At 39.6% G+C, this 20,411-nt stretch carries 20 protein-coding genes; 16 read left to right on the forward strand and 4 right to left on the reverse strand.

Going from position 1 to position 20,411, the window contains the following annotated elements:
* Positions 1-19: 19 nt before the first annotated feature.
* Positions 20-1,147, reverse strand: coding sequence for an SPFH domain-containing protein (locus BIZ36_RS04705; protein ID WP_187456714.1), 1,128 nt, complete (start codon positions 1,145-1,147; stop codon positions 20-22).
* Between the two features lie 150 nt (positions 1,148-1,297).
* Here BIZ36_RS04705 and BIZ36_RS04710 point away from each other — a divergent pair, with 150 nt between their 5' ends.
* The gene (locus tag BIZ36_RS04710) at positions 1,298-2,251 is read left to right on the forward strand and encodes a carbohydrate kinase family protein (RefSeq protein ID WP_187456715.1); all 954 of its coding nucleotides are present in this window, start codon (positions 1,298-1,300) and stop codon (positions 2,249-2,251) included.
* Here the strand turns inward: BIZ36_RS04710 and BIZ36_RS04715 are convergent.
* The 3 genes from BIZ36_RS04715 to BIZ36_RS04725 form a co-directional block, all read right to left on the reverse strand.
* Complete coding sequence (locus BIZ36_RS04715) at positions 2,248-3,384, reverse strand: ATP-binding protein (protein WP_187456716.1); 1,137 nt, start codon at positions 3,382-3,384, stop codon at positions 2,248-2,250. The two genes, BIZ36_RS04710 and BIZ36_RS04715, sit on opposite strands and share 4 nt — an antisense overlap.
* A 120-nt stretch (positions 3,385-3,504) precedes the next feature.
* The gene (locus tag BIZ36_RS04720) at positions 3,505-4,263 is read right to left on the reverse strand and encodes an SDR family NAD(P)-dependent oxidoreductase (RefSeq protein WP_187456717.1); all 759 of its coding nucleotides are present in this window, start codon (positions 4,261-4,263) and stop codon (positions 3,505-3,507) included.
* A gap of 9 nt (positions 4,264-4,272) precedes the next feature.
* Entirely contained in the window at positions 4,273-5,145 is an 873-nt protein-coding gene (locus BIZ36_RS04725) for an aldo/keto reductase (RefSeq protein WP_187456718.1), read from the reverse strand.
* Positions 5,146-5,302: 157 nt separating this feature from the next.
* On the opposite strand from BIZ36_RS04725, the gene BIZ36_RS04730 reads away from it, so the two are divergent.
* The 15 genes from BIZ36_RS04730 (at position 5,303) to BIZ36_RS04800 (ending at position 20,390) form a co-directional block, all read left to right on the forward strand.
* On the forward strand, positions 5,303-6,304 hold the full coding sequence (locus tag BIZ36_RS04730; RefSeq protein ID WP_187456719.1) for an AAA family ATPase: 1,002 nt from the start codon (positions 5,303-5,305) through the stop codon (positions 6,302-6,304).
* Between the two features lie 88 nt (positions 6,305-6,392).
* Positions 6,393-7,259, forward strand: coding sequence for a DUF58 domain-containing protein (locus BIZ36_RS04735; RefSeq protein ID WP_187456720.1), 867 nt, complete (start codon positions 6,393-6,395; stop codon positions 7,257-7,259).
* Positions 7,259-8,923, forward strand: a complete 1,665-nt coding sequence (locus tag BIZ36_RS04740) for a BatD family protein (protein ID WP_222937236.1) — start codon at positions 7,259-7,261, stop codon at positions 8,921-8,923. Before BIZ36_RS04735 ends, BIZ36_RS04740 begins: the two co-directional genes overlap by 1 nt.
* Positions 8,923-9,921 carry a vWA domain-containing protein gene (locus BIZ36_RS04745; protein WP_187456721.1) on the forward strand — a complete coding sequence of 333 codons (999 nt, stop codon included), beginning with the start codon at positions 8,923-8,925 and terminating at the stop codon, positions 9,919-9,921. Before BIZ36_RS04740 ends, BIZ36_RS04745 begins: the two co-directional genes overlap by 1 nt.
* A gap of 19 nt (positions 9,922-9,940) precedes the next feature.
* Positions 9,941-10,987, forward strand: a complete 1,047-nt coding sequence (locus BIZ36_RS04750) for a VWA domain-containing protein (protein WP_187456722.1) — start codon at positions 9,941-9,943, stop codon at positions 10,985-10,987.
* Positions 10,987-11,850 (forward strand): tetratricopeptide repeat protein, encoded by an 864-nt coding sequence (locus BIZ36_RS04755; RefSeq protein ID WP_187456723.1) that lies wholly within the window; start codon positions 10,987-10,989, stop codon positions 11,848-11,850. Before BIZ36_RS04750 ends, BIZ36_RS04755 begins: the two co-directional genes overlap by 1 nt.
* Complete coding sequence (locus BIZ36_RS04760) at positions 11,851-13,632, forward strand: BatD family protein (protein WP_187456724.1); 1,782 nt, start codon at positions 11,851-11,853, stop codon at positions 13,630-13,632. It abuts the gene before it with no gap.
* 8 nt (positions 13,633-13,640) lie between these two features.
* Positions 13,641-14,399, forward strand: a complete 759-nt coding sequence (locus BIZ36_RS04765) for a tetratricopeptide repeat protein (protein WP_187456725.1) — start codon at positions 13,641-13,643, stop codon at positions 14,397-14,399.
* A gap of 57 nt (positions 14,400-14,456) precedes the next feature.
* A complete protein-coding gene (locus BIZ36_RS04770; RefSeq protein ID WP_187456726.1) occupies positions 14,457-14,759 on the forward strand; it encodes a hypothetical protein in 303 nt (100 codons plus the stop codon).
* Positions 14,760-14,835: 76 nt separating this feature from the next.
* On the forward strand, positions 14,836-16,428 hold the full coding sequence (locus BIZ36_RS04775) for a SulP family inorganic anion transporter (RefSeq protein WP_187456727.1): 1,593 nt from the start codon (positions 14,836-14,838) through the stop codon (positions 16,426-16,428).
* 61 nt (positions 16,429-16,489) lie between these two features.
* Positions 16,490-17,116 (forward strand): carbonic anhydrase family protein, encoded by a 627-nt coding sequence (locus BIZ36_RS04780; RefSeq protein WP_187456728.1) that lies wholly within the window; start codon positions 16,490-16,492, stop codon positions 17,114-17,116.
* A 160-nt stretch (positions 17,117-17,276) separates the two neighbouring features.
* Positions 17,277-18,296, forward strand: a complete 1,020-nt coding sequence (gene pheS / locus BIZ36_RS04785; protein ID WP_187456729.1) for a phenylalanine--tRNA ligase subunit alpha — start codon at positions 17,277-17,279, stop codon at positions 18,294-18,296.
* A 9-nt stretch (positions 18,297-18,305) separates the two neighbouring features.
* Entirely contained in the window at positions 18,306-18,707 is a 402-nt protein-coding gene (locus BIZ36_RS04790) for a hypothetical protein (RefSeq protein WP_187456730.1), read from the forward strand.
* A gap of 102 nt (positions 18,708-18,809) precedes the next feature.
* Positions 18,810-19,295, forward strand: coding sequence for a GbsR/MarR family transcriptional regulator (locus BIZ36_RS04795; RefSeq protein ID WP_080317863.1), 486 nt, complete (start codon positions 18,810-18,812; stop codon positions 19,293-19,295).
* Positions 19,296-19,313: 18 nt separating this feature from the next.
* On the forward strand, positions 19,314-20,390 hold the full coding sequence (locus BIZ36_RS04800; RefSeq protein WP_187456731.1) for an efflux RND transporter periplasmic adaptor subunit: 1,077 nt from the start codon (positions 19,314-19,316) through the stop codon (positions 20,388-20,390).
* The last annotated feature ends 21 nt before the right edge of the window (positions 20,391-20,411 follow it).

A 20,411-nucleotide genomic window follows, 5' to 3' on the forward strand; every position in this document is an offset into this window, starting at 1 on the left:
AAATACTTATCCCTAAGCCTTAAGGTAGTGGTGGCGGAGTGTTTCCTCCCAAAAAAGACTTTAATTCATCTATATCTTTAAGAGCGGACCAATCGCCCATTCCCTGTTTCCAAACCAACGTATCCCTATTTATAGCCCTACTAGCAAACAGCTCCCGTAACCTATCTATACCTACAGGACCGTTCTGCAGACCATTTACGGCATAATAATACAGCATTTGTGAGGGCATTGGAGGAGGAACGGCAGAAGGTTGAGACTGAGATGCCGAATTTTGATTGGACTGAGGATTCATCATTTGACCCATTTGTTGTGCCAGAACAAAACCCATACCCATACCCATACCGGCACCGGCGGTACCGCCTTCATTTTTGGCAGCAGCTTCCATTGCCTTGGCAGCCTTAAATTGTGACAATTTTACCATGTCTAACTTGTCCAACCTACTATATTCGAATATTTCCTTTTTAAGGTCCTCAGGCATAGAGACGTTTTCAATGTAGAATTTCTCCAATTCAATACCAACCCTGTCAAATTCCGGTTGCATTACTTCTTGACATGTCTGCGAAAGCTCGGTGGTATTGGCGGCATATAGCTCAATGGGTAAATTGGCCTCTCCAACGGTATCCGTAAATCGGGTGACTATTAAACTTTTTAAATGTTCGTTTACTTCATAGCTGGTGAAGTTTCCGTCTGTACCTACCACATCTACCACAAACTTTCCGGGGTCACTGATTTTAAAGCTGTAGGTCCCATAAGCCCTTATTTCAACCAGGCCAAACCGATTGTCACTTAACATTATTGGGTTCTTTGTCCCCCACTTTTCATCCGTAAAAAGACGGGTATTCACAAAATAGACCTCTGCCTTAAACGGGCTGTCAAATCCATATTTCCATCCTTTAAGCGTAGTTAGAATGGGCAGGTTTTTTGTGTTAAGAGTATAGGTTCCTGGTGAAAACACATCTGCCAGTTGTCCTTCATTGACAAAGACTGCCGTTTGCCCTTCCCTAACAATCAATTTGGCATTGTTCTTTATTTCATTTTGATAGCGTTCAAAACGGTGAACAATGGTATCATTGGTGTTATCGAGCCACTCAATGATATCTATAAATTCATGACTGAGCTTTTTCTTTATTTCGTTGAATATGTCCATTTTTTGGCCTTTTAAATTTTTAAAAAGGTAGGAATTTATCAGTTGAGGTCAAAGCATTGAATTTAACCGAGGTTTTAAAAAGGTAAAGTCGCACATTTATTTGGGTTTAATTCGGTTTTGTGAGTAATTTACACCCCTAACTCACATACTATGAAAACCATTTACTGCATTGGAGAACTACTCATTGATTTTGTTGCCGAAAAGCAAGGAAATGACCTTTCCAAAGCTGATGTGTTTACGAAAAAAGCTGGCGGTGCACCCGCCAATGTAGCTTGTGCCATATCCAAACTTGGCGGAAATAGTAGGTTTATAGGATGCGTGGGGAGAGACCCTTTTGGAACTTTTCTTTTAAATATACTTGAAGAAAACAAGGTTGATATTTCTTTGGCTCAACGATCAAAGCACTTTACCACTTTAGCATTTGTTTCCTTAGCAGAGGACGGTGAGCGCGATTTTGTTTTTAGTAGAGGCGCAGACAAGAAATTAACCTATGACTCTGGCGTCAAGAACGGCTTTAATGGAAATATGGTCCATTTTGGTGCTGCCACTGCACTACTTGGTGGTAATTTAGAGGATGCTTATAACAGGTATTTTTTTGATGCACTTACCAAAGAGTCATTTATAAGTTTTGACCCTAATTTTAGAGGAGACCTTTGGAAAGGGAAAGAAGAAATTTTCGTAAAAAAATGCAGAAGTTTCATTGAAAAATCACATTTGTGCAAATTTAGTATGGAAGAGGTACAGCTCTTATCCGGGGAAAAAGATATTGAAAAGGCCTGTGAACTTATGCATGATTTAGGAGCTCAGATCATTACCGTAACTTTGGGTGGGGAAGGAACATTGGTAAGTACTCCAAACTTAAAAACAACCGTTCCCAGTATACATGTAAAACCGGTAGACACTACCGGGGCGGGTGATGCCTTTATTGGCTGTTTATTATACCAAATCTCAACTCTTAGTAAACCTGTAGTTATTTTAGAAGATTCCGACCAACTATTGGACATGATCAAAAAGGCTAACGTAGCAGGAGCGGTTACCACCACAAATTATGGTGCTATACCCTCTTTGCCAACACTTGACGAAGTAGAAAATAGGCTTATTTAGTTGTATTTTACCTTTCTTAAAATTCGAAGGGCTTCTTTTAGCGATTGGTAAATATTCCTATCATATTTTTTTAAAAGAGGCCTAGCTTCTTCCAAACGGTCCTTGGCCTCTTCAAACCCATTTAAATAACTGATAAGATAGGTGTCCGGAAGATGTACCAAATCTGCCTTTTCGGATTTGTTCAAAGCAATATTACTTTCCAATTTACGCAACAGTGCATTGTTGGCATTGAAAATATGGTAAAGCGTTTTTCGATTGTACTTTGGTGGATCAAAGAGCAAATCACCCGTAATTTGATAGGTTCCATTATCATTAAAATTGATTACCACCTTTTCTAAGGGATAGTAGCCTTGTTTGGAGCCCAAACCTAATTGTACGTATTCTATAGTGGTAAAGGAATCATCATTATAGTCTATAGTTATCTCGTCTAAAGCGGAGTAAAAAAGTTTTACTTGTTCATTGATAAGTTCAATATCCACTCTAGAATAATAGGCTTGCCCATTCACCTTTTTCATATTCCCCGCCCAACAGACTACAAACTGTTCCTTAAAGACTTTATACTCACTTTCCAAATCTTTATGCCTGCGATTCAGGAAATCTACAACACCATCAAGCGTAAGTTCTATATTGTTTCTAGCGTGCTGCTCTATGGTTGCAACTGCTTTGGAATTTATATCTTTTAAAACAACATCAAATGCCTTGGGCATACTTATACTACCTTCCCTAAAAAAAACCATTCCCCCGTAATACTTCCAGATATTTTTGCGAAGTGAACATACTTTGCCTGTTGATTTAATGGTCACAAGGCCAACAACCTTACCTTCGGGCAAATGCGGAAATGGAATATTCTCATACGATATTAAAGGTGGATGCACCAAGTAGGCATTCACTAGATTTTGAATCTTGCTGTCATCAAAAAAATCGACCCCAACAATTTTGTTATCCTCATCCTCAACTCCAATTACGATATACGAATTATTGGATGGATTGCTATTGGCCAGCGCACAAACATGCTTTAAAAACTTGGCCTTCCCCTCTTTTTGACCAATATCAATAAAGCGCTTCTTATCATAAAAACTATTCTCATCATTATGGGCGAGAAGGTTTTTAACAAGTAAACGCTTATTGATCATAGAAGAGAGATTCTCCCATGAAGATATAAATGAAGTTACAGACTTTTGCTTCTTTAACCTGTTTTTTAGAATTATTTCAGGATATTTTAAACTTGCCTATCTAAATATCCGGTTTTCTCACTAATCAGCTTTGTTAAAGACGGTTGCAGAAGCCTGTGCGGTGGGAGTAATGACTAAATCCGCAATATTTACATGTGAAGGTCTGGTAACTACGAATAGGAGTGTTTCGGCAATATCCTCCGCGACCAAAGGGTCAAAACCTACATAAACAGCATCCGCTTTTGCATCATCGCCCTTAAACCGAACATTACTAAACTCTGTTTCCACTGCACCGGGATTTACTGCACCCACCTTTATCCCAAATGGGTTTAAATCAATTCTCATTCCAGTAGTCAAGGCATCCACGGCATGCTTGCTTGCACAATATACATTTCCTCTAGGGTATACTTCTTTTCCTGCGGTTGATCCAATATTGATAATGTGCCCGGATTTTCGTTCGGTCATTTGCGGAATAATCGCTTTGGATACATATAGCAAACCTTTTACATTGATATCCATCATAGCATCCCAATCTTCTTCGCTACCTTCTTGAATAGGGTCTAGACCATGGGCATTACCAGCATTATTGATAAGTACATCAATCTTAGAAAATTCTATGGGAAGACCTGCAATAGCGTTCTTAACCGCCTCCTTTTCCCTTACATCAAAATTTAAAATATGAACCTGCGTCTTTTTACCCAATTCAAGCTGTAAGGCTTCTAACCGGTCTTGACGCCTTCCACATAACACAAGCCTATATCCTTTAACCGCAAATAAGATAGCGGTTGCACGGCCAATACCACTTGTAGCTCCTGTGATTAATACTGTTTTATTCTCCATCTTTTGTTTTTATGGGACTTCTTGTCCATTTGCTGCCTCCAATAATAAAAACCAATCCTGTAATTCCAAATTTATTTCGGTGGCCCCATGAGCCAATTCCAATCGGGATAAGGTTGCGGTACCTACAACAGGGTGAACATTGGTAGGGTGTTTTAAAACCCAAGCCATAAGTAACTGGTCTTCAGAGACATTGTATTTTTTGGTGAGATCGGTAAGACATTTTTTTATTCTCAAGGTAACATCGGTACTTTTCTTAAAATAACTGCCCAAGGGACTCCAAGACATGGCCATTCTATTATTGGCTTTGCAATCATCCAAAGAACCATCTAACAGCGCACTGTTTTGGGTAAGGGAGAATTCAATTTGGTTGGCTTCTACGGCAACTGCCGTTTCCAACAGTGCAATCTGGCCAGGATTAAAATTGGACACCCCAAACTGTTTGATCTTGCCCTGTTCTTTTAGTTGCGCTACCGCAGCGGCAACTTCCTCAGGTTCCAACAACGGACTTGGTCTGTGGAGCAACAGCAAGTCTAAATACTCCGTTTGTAATTTTCCCAATGACCTTTCTACGCTCCAAATAATATATTCCTTGGAGTACTCATAATGCTTCACCTTGTTTTTACGGGAGCCGCTCATTTGTATACCGCACTTACTAATTAATTGTAACTGCGTTCTAGCCATACCACTTATGGCCAAGGCCTTTCCAAATTGCTCCTCATTGGTATAGTCCCCATAAATATCGGCGTGATCAAATGTAGTGATTCCCAGTTCAAAACAGTGGTTCAACACCGCATTCATCTCTTGGGTAGAAAATTGCTTGCCCCAACTTCCCCAAGTCATGGTTCCGGCAATAATTTTAGAATAAAAAATGTTATTTTGCATGGGCTGTTAAATTAAAAACAAATCACTTAAAAACTTCACAAAAATAGGGGTTTACAAGATTTTTTAACCAATTGTTAACAGCTAAGCAATGAATAAATTTTCAATTTGCACACTATTCAAAAAACAACCGACCCCAAACCGTAATTTTTAGCTTTATATGGAAGAAAATACTACTGTTGATATTAGTGCGGTAAACGAAAAGATAGCTCAAGAAAGTGCTTTTATCGATTTGCTAATATTAGAGATGAACAAGGTCATAGTAGGCCAAAAACACATGGTAGAGCGCTTATTGATCGGTCTCTTGGGACAGGGTCATATTCTTTTGGAAGGTGTACCGGGTCTGGCAAAAACATTGGCCATTAATACGTTATCCAAAGCAGTTAAAGGAAGTTTCAGTAGAATACAGTTTACTCCAGATTTGTTGCCTGCGGACGTCGTGGGAACACTAATCTACAACATGAAGGAGAATGACTTCTCCATAAAAAAGGGACCTATTTTCGCCAATTTCGTTCTCGCGGACGAAATTAACCGTGCACCGGCCAAGGTACAATCTGCCTTATTGGAGGCCATGCAGGAGAAACAGGTAACCATTGGTGATGAAACTTTTGTACTTGACAAGCCATTTTTGGTTATGGCCACTCAAAACCCAGTGGAACAGGAAGGTACCTACCCTTTACCGGAAGCCCAAGTAGACCGTTTTATGCTTAAAACCGTGATCGATTACCCTAAAATGAACGAGGAGCAATTGATCATGCGCCAAAATTTATTGGGTGCTTATGAAACGGTGAAACCTGTGGTAACCCTTAAACAAATTCTTAGTGCACAACAGGCCGTAAAAGAGGTCTATATGGACGAAAAAATCGAAAAATACATTCTCGATTTAATTTTTGCCACCAGATATCCGGAAAAGTATAATCTTGAAAGCCTAAAACCACTGATCAGTTTTGGAGCTTCACCAAGGGGTAGTATCAATTTGGGCAATGCTGCCAAATGTTTTGCATTTATTAAACGCAGGGGCTATGTAGTTCCTGAAGACGTTAGGGCCGTTGTTCACGATGTACTAAGACATAGAATTGGAATAACATACGAAGCCGAAGCTGAAAACATCACTTCAGAAGAAATCATCAATAGGATCGTAAACGAGATTGAGGTTCCTTAAAAAACCGCATTTCGCGCCTACCGGATAAGCAAACTCGGCATAAAACAAATTACGGCCGAGCATTGTAAGCTTAGCTTTTGACCAGAACATGAATACCAAAGAGCTCCTAAAGAAAGTACGAAAGATCGAGATAAAGACAAGACGTCTTTCCGATCATATCTTTGGTGGGGAATACCACTCCACTTTTAAAGGGCGCGGTATGACCTTTAGTGAAGTAAGGCAGTACCAATTTGGTGATGATGTAAGAAATATAGATTGGAACGTTACAGCCCGTTATAATGAACCATATGTAAAGGTTTTTGAGGAAGAACGGGAACTTACCATGATGCTCTTGGTAGATGTAAGCGGTTCTGAAATGTTTGGTACTACCAACCAATTTAAAAAAGAAATAATTACGGAAATAAGTGCCACCTTAGCCTTTTCTGCCCTTCAGAATAATGACAAGGCCGGGCTTATTCTTTTTTCTGATGAAGTAGAACTTTTTATTCCCCCAAAAAAGGGTAAGAGCCACGTCTTAAGAATCATTAGGGAATTACTTGAATTTAAACCTAAAAGCAACCGTACCAATTTGGCCGAAGCGCTAAGGTTTTTAAGTAGTGTGATGAAAAAGAAGGCGATTGTTTTTGTGCTTTCTGATTTTATTGCCGAAGATTATGAGAAAACTCTGAAAATCTCCGGAAACAAACACGACCTTACGGGAATTCGTGTTTTTGACCAGCGAGAAGAGGAAATTCCCAATCTGGGAATGGTACAGGTTCAGGATGCAGAAACAGGAAAATTCCAGTTGGTAAACACCCAATCCAAAAGCGTTAGGAAAGCTTATGGTGATTATTACCGCCAACGCGTCACATATTTTAACGATACCTTTAAAAAATCCGGTTGCGGAGTTATTAGTTGTAGGGTAGATGAGAGTTATGTTAAAAAACTATTGGGTTACTTTAAGCGTAGAGGTTAATGCAGAATCTTAAAACAAACATACCGTTCCCCCTATACTACACGGCTAAGCGAGCGCTTTTATCGGTTGGTTGTATTTTGTTAGTTGCCATTGGTTCATATGCGCAACAAGCCCCCAAAGTAAGTTCTACCCTAGATACGACCACCATTAAAATTGGCGAGCAAATCAACTTTACGGTAATTGTTGAAACAGATACCATTTCCAATGTCGTATTCCCGGATGGTCAAACCTTTTCCCCTCTGGAAACCGTAGAGGCCTTTGCTACGGATACCACAAGAAAGGAAGACCGTATGACCCTACAAAAGAGGTATGCCCTTACCCAATTTGATTCCGGTCTGTTTAAATTACCTGCACAACGAATAGAAATAGACGGACAAGGTTATTTTACAGATTCTACCCAAGTAAGAGTGGCCGATGTTGTCGTGGATACCCTTGCTCAAAAGATGTACGATATTAAACCTTTAATGGAGGTTGAAAAAAGCCATACAGACTTCTGGAAATGGCTTTTGCTGGTAGTGGTCATCCTAGGTATTATTGGGGGACTTGTTTATTGGTTCTTTATTAGAAAAAAACCGCTTACTGAAGAGGAAAAAGAAGCTTTACTTCCTCCATATGATAGAGCTTTATTGGAGTTAAAAAAACTTGAAAACTCCAGATACCTTATACAAGACGAATACAAGGAATACTATTCAGAGCTTACCAACATTGTGCGTTCCTATTTGGAGGAAGACGCCCACGTAACAGCATTGGAAAGCACTACAGATGAGCTTATCACCAAGCTGGAAATGCTCAAGGACGCTGGGGAGCTAAAACTGGACAATGACACTCTCAACCAGTTTAGACGAATTCTACAAACAGCGGATTTGGTGAAGTTTGCGAAATCCAAACCGGAAACTTCTGTTGCAGAACAAGATAGAAAGGCCATAGAAGAAATTGTGATCAAGACACACGATGCACTTCCAGAACCTACCGAAGAAGAACTTCTAGAGCAAGCGGAATATCAAGAAGAATTGGAGCGTAAAAGGCAAAAAAAGAGGATTGCCATCGCAGGTTATTCCGCCATAGCCCTTTTGCTATTGACCCTTGGGGCCTCCTTTGCCTATTTTGGTTTTACCAACGTAAAGGATACCGTTTTGGGCCATCCTACGAAAAAGTTATTGGAAGGCGAATGGGTTGCGAGCACCTATGGCTACCCTCCGGTAAGCTTAGAAAGTCCTGAGATATTAAGAAGACAGGAAACGGAAATTACTCCGGACATGAAGGCCAGTGTACAGGAGCTCCAGATTTTCATGTACAGAGATCCTGATGCCCTTTTTACCGTTGGTACCACATCTACGGTTCTTGTTGGAGAAGAAGAGCCCAATTTTGAGGCATCCATAGAAGCCTTTATAAAAAACTTAGAGGATAAAGGAGCTAAAAACATCATCACCAAACAGGAGGAATTCACAACCTTGACTGGCGTTAAGGGCATAAAAGTATACGGTAGCGGAAAATTTCCGGTGTCGGAAGAAAAGGATTTAGTACAAGGAGAATACAGCATTATACTTTTTGGCGGCAAGGGTTTCCAGCAACAGGTAATTCTTACGTGGTTGGAAGATGATGCCTATGCACAACAAATAGTAGATAGAATTTTAAGTACGCTCGAAGTAAAAACTGAGATTTAATGCTAGAGAATATATCATTTGCAAACCCAGAACTGTTTTGGTTGCTTTTGTTGCTACCCTTGGCAGTGCTATGGTATTTCTACAAGCGCAAGGAACAGCAGGCTTCATTAAAGCTTCCTACCATTAAAGGCTTTACATCCACGGGACTCTTGCCCAGATTAAGACCGTTGCTTTTTATTTTAAGATTATTGGCTTTGGCAGCCATTATTGTAGCTATGGCAAGACCGCAAACAGAAGACATCACTACCCGCACCAAAACCACCAAAGGTATTGATATTGTGATGGCCATTGATGTGTCTTCCAGTATGCTTGCGAGGGATTTGAAGCCCAATAGACTATCTGCCCTAAAAGAGGTAGCGGCAAAATTTATCAGGGAAAGACCCAATGACCGGATAGGGCTGGTGGCCTATGCCGGAGAAGCCTACACAAAAACACCCATTACAAGTGACAAGTCAATAGTTCTGAGTTCGCTGAGGGAGATAACCTACGGCCAACTAAACGATGGTACCGCTATTGGTATGGGTTTGGCAACTTCAGTTAACAGATTGAAGGAAAGCAAGGCTTCTAGCAAAGTAATTATCTTACTCACGGACGGGGTCAACAATTCTGGATTTATTGAACCTCAAACCGCTGCGGATTTGGCCACTGAATTTGGTATTAAAACATATACTATTGGCCTGGGCACTAACGGCAACGCCTTAACGCCCATTGCCTATAACGCAGATGGTTCCTACAGGTACGGAATGCGTCAAGTAGAAATTGATGAGGAGCTCTTAAAAGACATTGCAAATGTTACCGGAGGTCAATATTTTAGAGCTACGGACAACGAAAAGTTAGAGGCCATTTATGATGAGATCAATAAGCTTGAAAAGACAGAAATAGAAGAGTTTAAATATTATAAATACGAGGAGAAATTTAGACCTTGGGTACTTTTGGCTGGAGGTTTGCTGTTATTGGAATGGATATTGAGAAATACCTTTTTCAGGAGTTTTATTTAATTTTTGGACAGTTAGGAACATGATTCAGTTTGATGAGAAAATATATTTCTATTTACTAGGTATCATACCGGTACTGGTGGTCCTGTTTGTCCTTTTGCAGCTATGGAAAAAGCGGACTCAAAAAAAGTTTGCAGATTTTTCCCTTCTAAAAAGACTTACCCCAACTCGATCCCGTTATAAATCCGGACTTAAATTGTTCATTTTCTGTTTGGGTATTGCCTTTTTGACCCTGGGATTGGTAAATCCAAAAATTGGAACCAAACTGGAAACCGTAAAGCGGGAAGGCGTAGACATCGTATTTGCCGTGGATGTTTCCAAAAGTATGTTGGCAGAGGATATTGCACCCAACCGGTTGGAAAAAGCCAAGCGATTGGTTTCGGAAATTATCAATCAATTGGCCAGTGACCGTATTGGTATTATTGCCTATGCAGGGCAGGCTTTTCCGCAACTACCCATCACTACGGATTATGGGGCTGCAAAAATGTTCCTGCAGAGTATGAACACAGATATGCTTACCTCGCAGGGAACAGCTATCAATGAGGCCATAGAATTGGCCACCACTTACTACAATGATACCGAGCAGACCAATAGGGTTTTGTTTATTATTTCAGATGGAGAGGACCATTCCGAGGGTGCCGTACAGGACGCGGTTGAAAACGCCAGGGAAGAAGGAATCCGAATTTTTACCATTGGAGTGGGAAAAACAAAGGGAGCACCAATTCCTATTAAAAGAAATGGCGTTGTTAAAAGCTTAAAAAAGGATTCTCAGGGGGAGGTGGTCATTACCCGTTTGAACGAGGAGGTTCTTGTGGAAATTGCCAGCGAAGGGGATGGTGAATACATTGACGGATCCAATACGGAAGATGCGGTAGACTTTATAAAGGAACAACTATTACAAATGGATAAAAAGGAATTTGAGGCCAAGCAGTTTGCAGAATTCAAAGACCAATTTCAATGGTTTTTGGCCCTAGGCCTATTATTTCTATTTTTAGACATATTCGTATTGGACAAGAAGACCAAATGGTTGAAAAAGTTGAATTTGTTTAACGAAAAGACCGAAGAGTAATGAAAAAGTTTTTTTTCGTCCTTATCATTTTCTCAAATCTTTGTTTTGCCCAAGAGGATGCAAATAAGGAAGATGAGCGCAATCTTAGGGAATCTAAAAATTACACTTGGGACGGTAACAAACTACTTTCCGAGGATAAATTTGTAGATGCCGAAGTAGATTATAGAAGGGCTATTGCCAAAAGTGAACAAAATGCCGCCGCCCCATATAATTTGGGCAATGCCTATTACAATAAGGAAACCTTTAGTGAGGCTTTTGGTCGTTTCAAACAAGCTGGAGAATTTGCTACAAGCAAAGAAGACAAACACAGGGCATATCATAATATGGGCAACGTTTTTATGAAGCGTAAAGAATACGAAAAAGCGGTGGAAGCTTACAAAGAGGCCCTTAGGAACAATCCAAAGGATGATGAAACCCGTTACAATTTAGCCTTGGCCAAGGAAATGTTGAAAAAGCAACAAGAAGAAAACGAACAAAACCAGGACAACCAAGACCAACAACAGGACAAGGACGACCAGAAGGATCAAGAACAAAACAAGGACCAAGGAGACAATCAAGAGGAGAATCAGGATCAAGACCAGGAGAACAAAGGTGACGAGGGCGATGAAGGTGACCAGAATGACCAACAAAAGGATGAAAACAAAGAAGGTGACGGTGAGGATAAGCAGGAGCAAAATAAAAAGCCTGAGGACGGCAATCAACAAGAGCAACCTCAGCAGCAACAACCAAGACCTAATCAATTAAGCAAGCAACAAGTTCAAAATTTGTTGGAAGCTATGCAAAACGAAGAGAAAAAGGTACAGGAAAAAATAGACGCCCAAAAAGTTCAAGGGGTTAAGGTTAAAAACGAAAAGGATTGGTAGATGTCTGTGGTATTTAAAAATATCTTGGCTTTCTTTTTGACCGCTTTAGTGAGTTTGGGTAATTATGCCCAAGACGATGAGGCCGTTACTTTTGAAATGAAACTAAGTAAGGAAAAGCTTGGTCTCAATGAACGTCTTAGGGTAGATTTTACCATGAACAAGGACGGCGATAATTTTGTGCCTCCGGATTTTGAAGGATTTAGGGTGCTAATGGGGCCCGCTCAATCCATTAGTTCCTCTTGGATAAATGGGGTTCGAAGTTATTCCAAAACGTATTCCTATACGCTTGCACCAACGGCAAGGGGAGCATATACCATTCAACAAGCATCTATCGTAATTGAGGGAAAAACCTATAAATCGGTTCCCAAAAAAGTAGAAGTTACCGCGGCCGTAGATAAACCAAGCGACCAAATGACGGTAGATGATGTAGCGGATGAGAGTCTGCATCTGGTAGCCGAGGTGTCTAAGGCGAGTCCGTACCTTAATGAAGCCCTTAGTGTAGTTTACAAGCTGTATGTGGCGCCTTCTATTAGTGTGTCTAACTACCAACCGCTTGACAACCCCAAATACAATAACTTTTGGAGTCAAGATATACCGGTTAGGAGACTATCTGCAGAAAACGGCACCTACAAAGGAAAGCCTTATAGATATGTTGTACTAAAACGGGTAGTACTATATCCTCAAAAATCAGGGAAGCTGGAAATTGAGCCACTTTCTCTTGATGTTACCGTTGATGTACCTACAAACAAGCGCGATTTTTTTGGCGGTAGAATTTATTCCCAAACAAACAAAACGGTATCTGCCGGCAGAAGGACCATCAATGTAAAAGCACTACCAGAACAAGGCAAGCCTGTAAACTTCAGTGGTGCCGTGGGCAACTTTGATTTTTCCGTTACCACCAACAAAACAGCTTTAAACGCATCAGAATCCTTACAGGCAATTGTGGAGGTAAACGGAAAGGGAAATTTGAAACTATTCCAATTACCAGAACCAAATTTACCTAGTTCTCTAGAGGTGTACGACCCTGAGTTCAATGAAGATGTGAGAACCACATTATCGGGATCGCAAGGCAAGGTAAGTAACAATTATACCATTGTACCTTCCTTTAAGGGAAAATATCCAGTTCCCAGTATTTCCTTTAGTTATTTTGATCCCAATACGGAGAGCTATAAAACAATAAGTTCAGATGAAATTGTAATTAACGTAAAAGAGGGTCCCTTAAATGCCGCTGCCTCCAACGCCCCGGTCAACTCTTCCAACAAACAAGTGGTGACTACTGGAGACCAATTTAATTTTATTAAGCTGAACCCAAATCTAACAGCCATTGGCTCCAACCACTTTTTTGGATCTTTATGCTTTTACCTTTGGCTACTATTACCCTTATTATTGATTCCGGCCGCAATAGCCTTTAGCAAAAAACGAGAGGCCATTGCCGGAGATGTAGTGGGTAACAGAATAAGACGGGCAAATAAGTTGGCGAGAAAATATCTTTCCAAAGCTAGAAAGGAATTAGGTCAAAAAGAGGCATTTTATGTAGCACTGGAAAAGGCTCTTCACAACTATTTAAAAGCTAAACTAAAGATTGAAACGTCAGAATTCAGCAAAGAAAAAATTGCGACCTTACTTTCAGAAAAGAAAGTTGACGAAGAAACTATCGAGGGTTTTATTTCATTGCTAAAAAATTGCGAAATGGCAAGGTACAGTCCATTTTCAAATGTGCAAATGCAACAGGACTATGATAAGGCAAGTGAAGTAATTTCCCTATTGGACAAGCAATTGTAAGGAGAACTATGAAACAAATTATAAGCATATTTCTTTTAGTCGTAAGCTTTAATGCTTTTTCTCAAAACGATGCGTTGTTTAAAACCGCTACCGATGCTTACAATGTAGGAGAATATCAAAATGCCATTGACAGCTATTTAAAAATATTGGATAATGGCATGCATTCTGCAGAGCTTTATTACAACTTGGGCAACGCTTATTATAAATTGAACCAAATTGCCCCCAGTATATATTATTATGAAAAAGCCCTTTTGTTACAACCTAATGATCCTGAAATAGAAAACAATTTGGCATACGCCCAAAACATGACCTTGGACGCAATTGAAACCCTACCGCAAACAGGGTTATCAAAAATATATAATAACATCGTAGGGCAGTTTTCATTTGACCAATGGGCCTACCTCGCCGTTATTTTTATGTTTCTTTTTGTTTTGTTATACATTGCCTTCTACTATTTCCGGTATTCTTCAAGAAAGCGATTGGCCTTTGTTAGTAGCATAGTCTGTGTTTTTGTAGCAGCCTTGGCATTTGTTTTTGCCTTTCTACAGTACAACAAGTTTAAGGCGGATATGCCCGCTATCGTTTTTGCTGGAGAGAGCAGTGTAAAATCAGAACCGAATAATAGAAGTCAGGAAGCTTTTGAACTGCATGAAGGCACCAAAGTAAATGTTTTAGATGAACTTAACGAGTGGAAGAAAATTCAAATCCCTGATGGTTCCATAGGCTGGATTCTTTCCGAAGACATCAAGATACTCAAAGATTTTTAACTTTATTAACAAAGAAAAGGGTACAAAGCTATTATATTTGTCTTTCACTCACGGACTATGAAAAGTTTTGCCCGCTTTACACTTCTTGTCCTTTGGCTATTTGCTATAGCCGCTCCAAGTATCATTACTCTTTGTGATGTAGACAACCCAATTGTGGTGACCAATATTAACGAGGAAGAACAACAGGAATTGGGTAAAAAATCACCGTCTGAGGAAAAAATTGTTAATGAGCATTTCATGGATTATGCTCTTATTTTTCACGATAATGAGTCCAAATTTGACCATTATCGTATGTTAGGACATTTTGAGCTTAGCTTAGAAATCATTTCTCCCCCACCCGAGCAATCGTTAGTTATTTAAAGACCTTCCATTTTTTATTTATTATTGACTAACCTATCCATTCTTCCAATGAAGAATAGGGTAAAAATTTATTTTTATGTTCAAGCATATTAAAAGCGACTTACCAGCCAGTATTGTTGTTTTCTTTGTAGCATTACCTCTATGTCTAGGTATTGCATTGGCCAGTGGGGCCCCATTATTCTCTGGATTGATCGCCGGTATTGTAGGTGGTATTGTTGTAGGTGCCCTTAGTGGCTCCAATATTGGGGTAAGTGGTCCGGCAGCAGGGCTTGCCGCCATTGTACTTGTAGCCATTACAGCACTGGGAGGTTACCAGAATTTTTTGGTGGCCGTAGTAATCGGTGGGGTAATTCAAATTTTGTTCGGAATTCTTAAGGCCGGGGTAATAGGGTACTATTTTCCATCTTCCGTAATCAAAGGGATGCTTACCGGAATTGGAATTATCATTGTACTTAAACAAATTCCCCATTTCTTTGGATATGATGCTGATCCAGAAGGAGATTGGGCATTTTTTCAAGTAGATGGAGAAAATACCTTTTCTGAACTTTTGAACACGGTAAACAATATCAGCCCTGGTGCAACCCTAATCGCCATAGTTGGCCTTGCCATTTTAATCCTTTGGAACAATGTATTAAGTAAAAAAGGCAAAATCTTTCAATTGATTCAGGGTCCCGTAGTGGCGGTTGTTGTGGGTATCCTTTATTATGTTGCTACAAAGGATCATGAAATTTTGGGTATTTCCAAAGAGCATTTGGTAAGTGTTCCAGTTCCGGATGATATCGATTCTTTTTTTGGGCAATTTAGTTTTCCCAACTTTTCTGCCATAGGCAATCCTCAAGTATGGATAACCGCCTTTACCATTGCCTTGGTGGCAAGCTTGGAAACGTTGTTGTGTGTTGAAGCTACCGATAAATTGGATCCCCATAAAAATGTAACCCCAACCAACCGCGAATTATTGGCGCAAGGTGCAGGTAATATTGTTTCCGGTATGATTGGTGGTCTTCCAATCACACAGGTAATCGTACGTAGTTCTGCTAACATTCAATCTGGCGGTAGAACCAAAATGTCTGCCATCATTCATGGATTCTTCTTGTTGATTTCCATCATACTTATTCCTAACCTATTAAATATGATTCCGCTTTCCGTATTGGCGGCTATCCTTTTTATTGTAGGATATAAGTTAGCAAAGCCCGCCTTGTTCAAGGTAATGTACAACCTGGGATGGAAACAATTTGTACCCTTCATCGTAACTATTTTGGGAATTGTTTTTATTGACCTTCTTTGGGGAATTGGCCTTGGATTGGCCGTAGGTATTGTGGTTATTTTAATCAAAAGCTATCAAAACTCGCACTTCTTACATATGGAAGAATCCTCTGAAGGAAAAGACCATGTAAAAATCACATTGGCGGAGGAAGTTACCTTCTTCAACAAAGGTGCCATTTTAAAAGAGTTGGACAAATTACCCGAAAACACCTTTTTAGAAATTGATGTATTGAAAACAAGGTATTTAGACAATGATATCATTGAAATTCTAGAGGATTTCATCATTAAGGCCAAGGAACGCAATATTGATATTAAATTGGTCTCTAAAAGAGGTATTGTGGAGAATCCGGAAAGTTTTGTGGAATTCTTTAAGCAAAAACCAAAATCCAATTTAAGCCTAAGTTAAATTTTCAATCATTAACTTACACAAACCTATTTATTACGAAATAAAAAAATTAGACATAGAAATGAAAGCACATACTAAAGAAACACAGGCTACTATGACGCCTGAAAAAGCAATTACTTTTTTAAAGGAAGGAAATGAGCGTTTTCAAGCCAATTTAAAAGCTAATAGAAATCTCTTAGAGCAGGTAAACGATACCAAAGATGGCCAATTTCCGTTTGCGACTATCTTAAGCTGTATAGATTCCAGAGTATCCGCAGAATTGGTTTTTGACCAAGGCTTGGGAGATATTTTCAGTGTACGTATAGCCGGTAACTTTATCAATCAGGATATTTTAGGAAGCATGGAATTTGCCTGTAAATTGGCAGGAACAAAAGCTATAGTCGTTTTAGGCCATACTTCCTGCGGTGCTGTAAAAGGTGCATGCGATCATGCGCGAATGGGTAACCTTACTGCACTTATCAATAAAATTGAGCCTGCTGTTTTTGCGGTTAAGGAACCTAAGGAAGAAGAAATGAGAAATTCTAAGAACTTGGAATTTGTAGATGCGGTATCCAAGAAAAACGTTGAGCTTGCCCTTGAAAATATTCGTAGCCAAAGCGTTATCCTTAAGGATATGGAGGAAAAAGGAGAAATTAAAATTGTTGGCGCTATGTACGATATTTCAGATGGTAGCGTTTCTTTTTACTAAATACAATTTTTAACTTTATTATAAGGTGAGGCCAATGATTTTTCATTGGCCTTTTTTGTTGTTGGTTGGAAAATTAAGTTGTTTTTGGAAAAAGATTAGTTTTCCAAAACAAAATTCTTGTTCCGTAAAATATCTTAAATTTGCGGCTTTAGTCCATGCCATGATCGATACATTAAAGGAGCACATTGCAGAAGTTGAAAAATTCACCGCCAATACTACCGATGCGGTGGAAGCTTTTCGAATTAAATATTTGGGAAAAAAAGGTTTATTAAATCAGTTTTTCGCAGAATTTAAAAATGTGCCCAACGAGCAGAAAAAAGAATTTGGTCAGACTATTAACCAACTCAAAACTGCTGCTACCAATAAAGTTAACGAGCTTAAATCTGCCTTAGAAAATCAATCTGAGGAGAAAGGAATTTACGGAGACCTTACCAGACCTGGAGAACCATTGGAATTGGGAGCAAGACACCCTATTTCCATTGTAAAAAACCAAATTATTGAAATTTTATCAAGAATTGGTTTCAATGTATCTGAAGGACCGGAAATTGAAGATGACTGGCACAACTTTACCGCACTGAACCTGCCCGAATATCATCCTGCTAGGGACATGCAGGATACATTTTTTATTCAAACCGATCCCGATGTTCTTTTACGTACCCATACATCCTCCGTTCAGGTTCGGTATATGGAGAACAACAAACCGCCCATTCGTACTATCTCTCCCGGTAGAGTGTATAGAAATGAAGCTATTTCGGCCCGTTCCCACTGCTTTTTCCATCAGGTAGAAGGCCTTTATATTGACAAGGATGTTTCCTTTGCAGACCTAAAACAAACTTTACAGTACTTTACCACCGAGCTTTTTGGAAAATCAAAAATCCGACTTCGGCCTTCTTATTTTCCTTTTACGGAACCAAGTGCGGAGGTAGACGTTTATTGGGGGCTTGAAACAGAAACTGATTATCGCATGACCAAAGGTACCGGTTGGCTAGAAATCATGGGCTGTGGTATGGTAGATCCCAATGTATTGGACAATTGTGGTATTGATTCCAAAGAATATTCAGGATTTGCCTTTGGAATGGGAATTGACCGAATTGCCCTTCTACTTCACCAAATTTCAGATATCCGCTTGCTTAGCGAAAATGACCTGCGTTTTTTGGAGCAATTTAAAAGTGCCCTCTAGTATTCCGTTATGAAAAAGGATATAGAAATTCCAATAGCCAAGGACGTGCATGTAGCAGTTATTCGTGAATGGAATGATGAATTTCTTTCTAAGGACTGGAACGCTTATCTAATCAATAACAGAAAAGATGCCATTGAAATGGCCATAGTGGTATCCAAGGGTTATGACGGTGATATCAAAACCTCTACTATGCGCCATGGCTTGGGAACATTGGGTCCTAAGACTTTTACAAAAATCGAAGTCCTTCAAGAAGAAGTTTTGGCCTTGACCAACGAGTTCTTCGTTACTTTTTTTGCAGAAGGAAAACTTTACGAAAAGAAATTTCTTTTTCAAAAGAATACAATTTCTGAAAAAAGCCTTACCACTATTCCGGTTATAGAAAAGGAAGGAATCTTTCCACAAAAGCCCTAAGTACCTATTTTTTAGTAAAAATTTATTTTAACAAAACTTTAGTTTTGATTAGTTCGGCAATAACCGAACCAACCGTACTTTTGCTCAGCATTTGAATAAATTATGTCTAGAGAAGAAGTAAAAAAGCGACTTATAGAAGATCTGGGGGTGCATTTTGAAAACATGTACCAAATTCCACCATTGGCCGCTAGGTTATATGCCAGCTTAATATTAACGGAGCAAGAAGGGTTGACTTTTGAAGATTGTCAACTCCGAAGAGGGGCTAGTAAAAGCTCAATTTCAAGCGCACTTAACCTCTTATTGAAAATGGAGATCATCTCTTATTTTACGAAACCAGGAGACCGCAAGCGCTACTTTAAAGTTTCGGAAAGTGGCACGTTCTTTTTGAACAAACTAAAGGAACGGCTTAAGCTATTTCAGGCCGAAAAGGAAATTATCTACAAAATCAATGACTACCACGAGCAATACAATCCAGAAAAACACAGAAAGAATCAGCCTAAAACATCGGTCTATCTAAACTTTGTGACCGAAAGTGAAAAATTGCTTAACCAAAGTATCGATAAACTTAAATCATTTAAAGAAGACTAAAGCAGAACAACAGATATCATGAATGTAAAAACCATATACACCGTACTGGCTAGCCTTGTCCTTTTTGTTAGTTGCAAGGAAGATAAAAATGGAGCCCCTCCACAACAAAGTGCACCGTCTTTAAAGGTTACCCAACTTAAAAAACAGGATATAACCACTTATGACCTCTATTCTACTTCTTTGGAAGGGAAGCAAAACGTAGAAATTAGACCAAAAGTTTCTGGTTTTGTGCAACAAATTTATGTGGAGGAAGGTCAGCAAGTAAAAAAAGGTCAGTTACTCTTTAAACTAGAAACAGAATCCTTGACCCAAGATGCCAATGCAGCAAAGGCAGCGGTAAATGCCGCGCAAGTAGAGGTAGATAAACTTAGGCCGCTAGTTGAGAAAAATATTATTAGCAACGTACAGTTAGAAACTGCCAAGGCGCAATTGGAACAAGCCAAGAGCAGCTACCAAAGCGTTACGGCCAATATTGGGTATAGCCGGGTTACCAGCCCTGTAAACGGATACATTGGCAATATTCCCTTTAAAGTGGGTACGCTGGTTAGCGCTACCACCACAACGCCTTTAACTACGGTATCTGATATTAGTGAGGTGCGTGCGTATTTCTCCTTAAACGAAAAAGAGTTGTTGGCAATTAAGCAACGTGTTGCCAAAGAGGGCCGCACCATAGATGTTAACCGTGCTCCAGAAGTAGAACTGATTATGGTCAATGGAGAACCTTATGAACACAAAGGTAAAATTGCCATGGTAAACAACATCATAAACAGCACAACAGGTAGCGTTACGTTACGTGCAGATTTTAAGAACCCAGACCTTATTTTAAGCTCCGGTAGTACCGGCGAAATAAAGATTCCTGCAGAACGCAAAGATGTTTTTGTTATTCCTATGACGGCCACCGTAGACCTACAAGGCAACAAAATGGTATATGTGGTGGGCGATGATAATACGGTAACCAGCAAGCCCATTACCATCATAGACCAAACCCAGGAAAACTACATAGTTACAGAAGGTTTTGAAGAGGGCGACACCTTGGTCATAGAAGGCGTATCCAAGTTAAAAAGTGGTCAAAAAATAGCCCCTATCACAAAATAAAAGCCCCTAAAAAACAGACAT

Source organism: Cytophaga sp. FL35, from assembly GCF_014349235.1.
GTDB lineage: Bacteria > Bacteroidota > Bacteroidia > Flavobacteriales > Flavobacteriaceae > Euzebyella.

Coding starts and splice junctions, on each gene's coding strand:
- BIZ36_RS04705 (WP_187456714.1), bottom strand. CDS start 1,147: ATGGACATATTCAACGAAATAAAGAAAAAGCTCAGTCATGAATTTATA.
- BIZ36_RS04710 (WP_187456715.1), top strand. CDS start 1,298: ATGAAAACCATTTACTGCATTGGAGAACTACTCATTGATTTTGTTGCC.
- BIZ36_RS04715 (WP_187456716.1), bottom strand. CDS start 3,384: ATGATCAATAAGCGTTTACTTGTTAAAAACCTTCTCGCCCATAATGAT.
- BIZ36_RS04720 (WP_187456717.1), bottom strand. CDS start 4,263: ATGGAGAATAAAACAGTATTAATCACAGGAGCTACAAGTGGTATTGGC.
- BIZ36_RS04725 (WP_187456718.1), bottom strand. CDS start 5,145: ATGCAAAATAACATTTTTTATTCTAAAATTATTGCCGGAACCATGACT.
- BIZ36_RS04730 (WP_187456719.1), top strand. CDS start 5,303: ATGGAAGAAAATACTACTGTTGATATTAGTGCGGTAAACGAAAAGATA.
- BIZ36_RS04735 (WP_187456720.1), top strand. CDS start 6,393: ATGAATACCAAAGAGCTCCTAAAGAAAGTACGAAAGATCGAGATAAAG.
- BIZ36_RS04740 (WP_222937236.1), top strand. CDS start 7,259: ATGCAGAATCTTAAAACAAACATACCGTTCCCCCTATACTACACGGCT.
- BIZ36_RS04745 (WP_187456721.1), top strand. CDS start 8,923: ATGCTAGAGAATATATCATTTGCAAACCCAGAACTGTTTTGGTTGCTT.
- BIZ36_RS04750 (WP_187456722.1), top strand. CDS start 9,941: ATGATTCAGTTTGATGAGAAAATATATTTCTATTTACTAGGTATCATA.
- BIZ36_RS04755 (WP_187456723.1), top strand. CDS start 10,987: ATGAAAAAGTTTTTTTTCGTCCTTATCATTTTCTCAAATCTTTGTTTT.
- BIZ36_RS04760 (WP_187456724.1), top strand. CDS start 11,851: ATGTCTGTGGTATTTAAAAATATCTTGGCTTTCTTTTTGACCGCTTTA.
- BIZ36_RS04765 (WP_187456725.1), top strand. CDS start 13,641: ATGAAACAAATTATAAGCATATTTCTTTTAGTCGTAAGCTTTAATGCT.
- BIZ36_RS04770 (WP_187456726.1), top strand. CDS start 14,457: ATGAAAAGTTTTGCCCGCTTTACACTTCTTGTCCTTTGGCTATTTGCT.
- BIZ36_RS04775 (WP_187456727.1), top strand. CDS start 14,836: ATGTTCAAGCATATTAAAAGCGACTTACCAGCCAGTATTGTTGTTTTC.
- BIZ36_RS04780 (WP_187456728.1), top strand. CDS start 16,490: ATGAAAGCACATACTAAAGAAACACAGGCTACTATGACGCCTGAAAAA.
- pheS (WP_187456729.1), top strand. CDS start 17,277: ATGATCGATACATTAAAGGAGCACATTGCAGAAGTTGAAAAATTCACC.
- BIZ36_RS04790 (WP_187456730.1), top strand. CDS start 18,306: ATGAAAAAGGATATAGAAATTCCAATAGCCAAGGACGTGCATGTAGCA.
- BIZ36_RS04795 (WP_080317863.1), top strand. CDS start 18,810: ATGTCTAGAGAAGAAGTAAAAAAGCGACTTATAGAAGATCTGGGGGTG.
- BIZ36_RS04800 (WP_187456731.1), top strand. CDS start 19,314: ATGAATGTAAAAACCATATACACCGTACTGGCTAGCCTTGTCCTTTTT.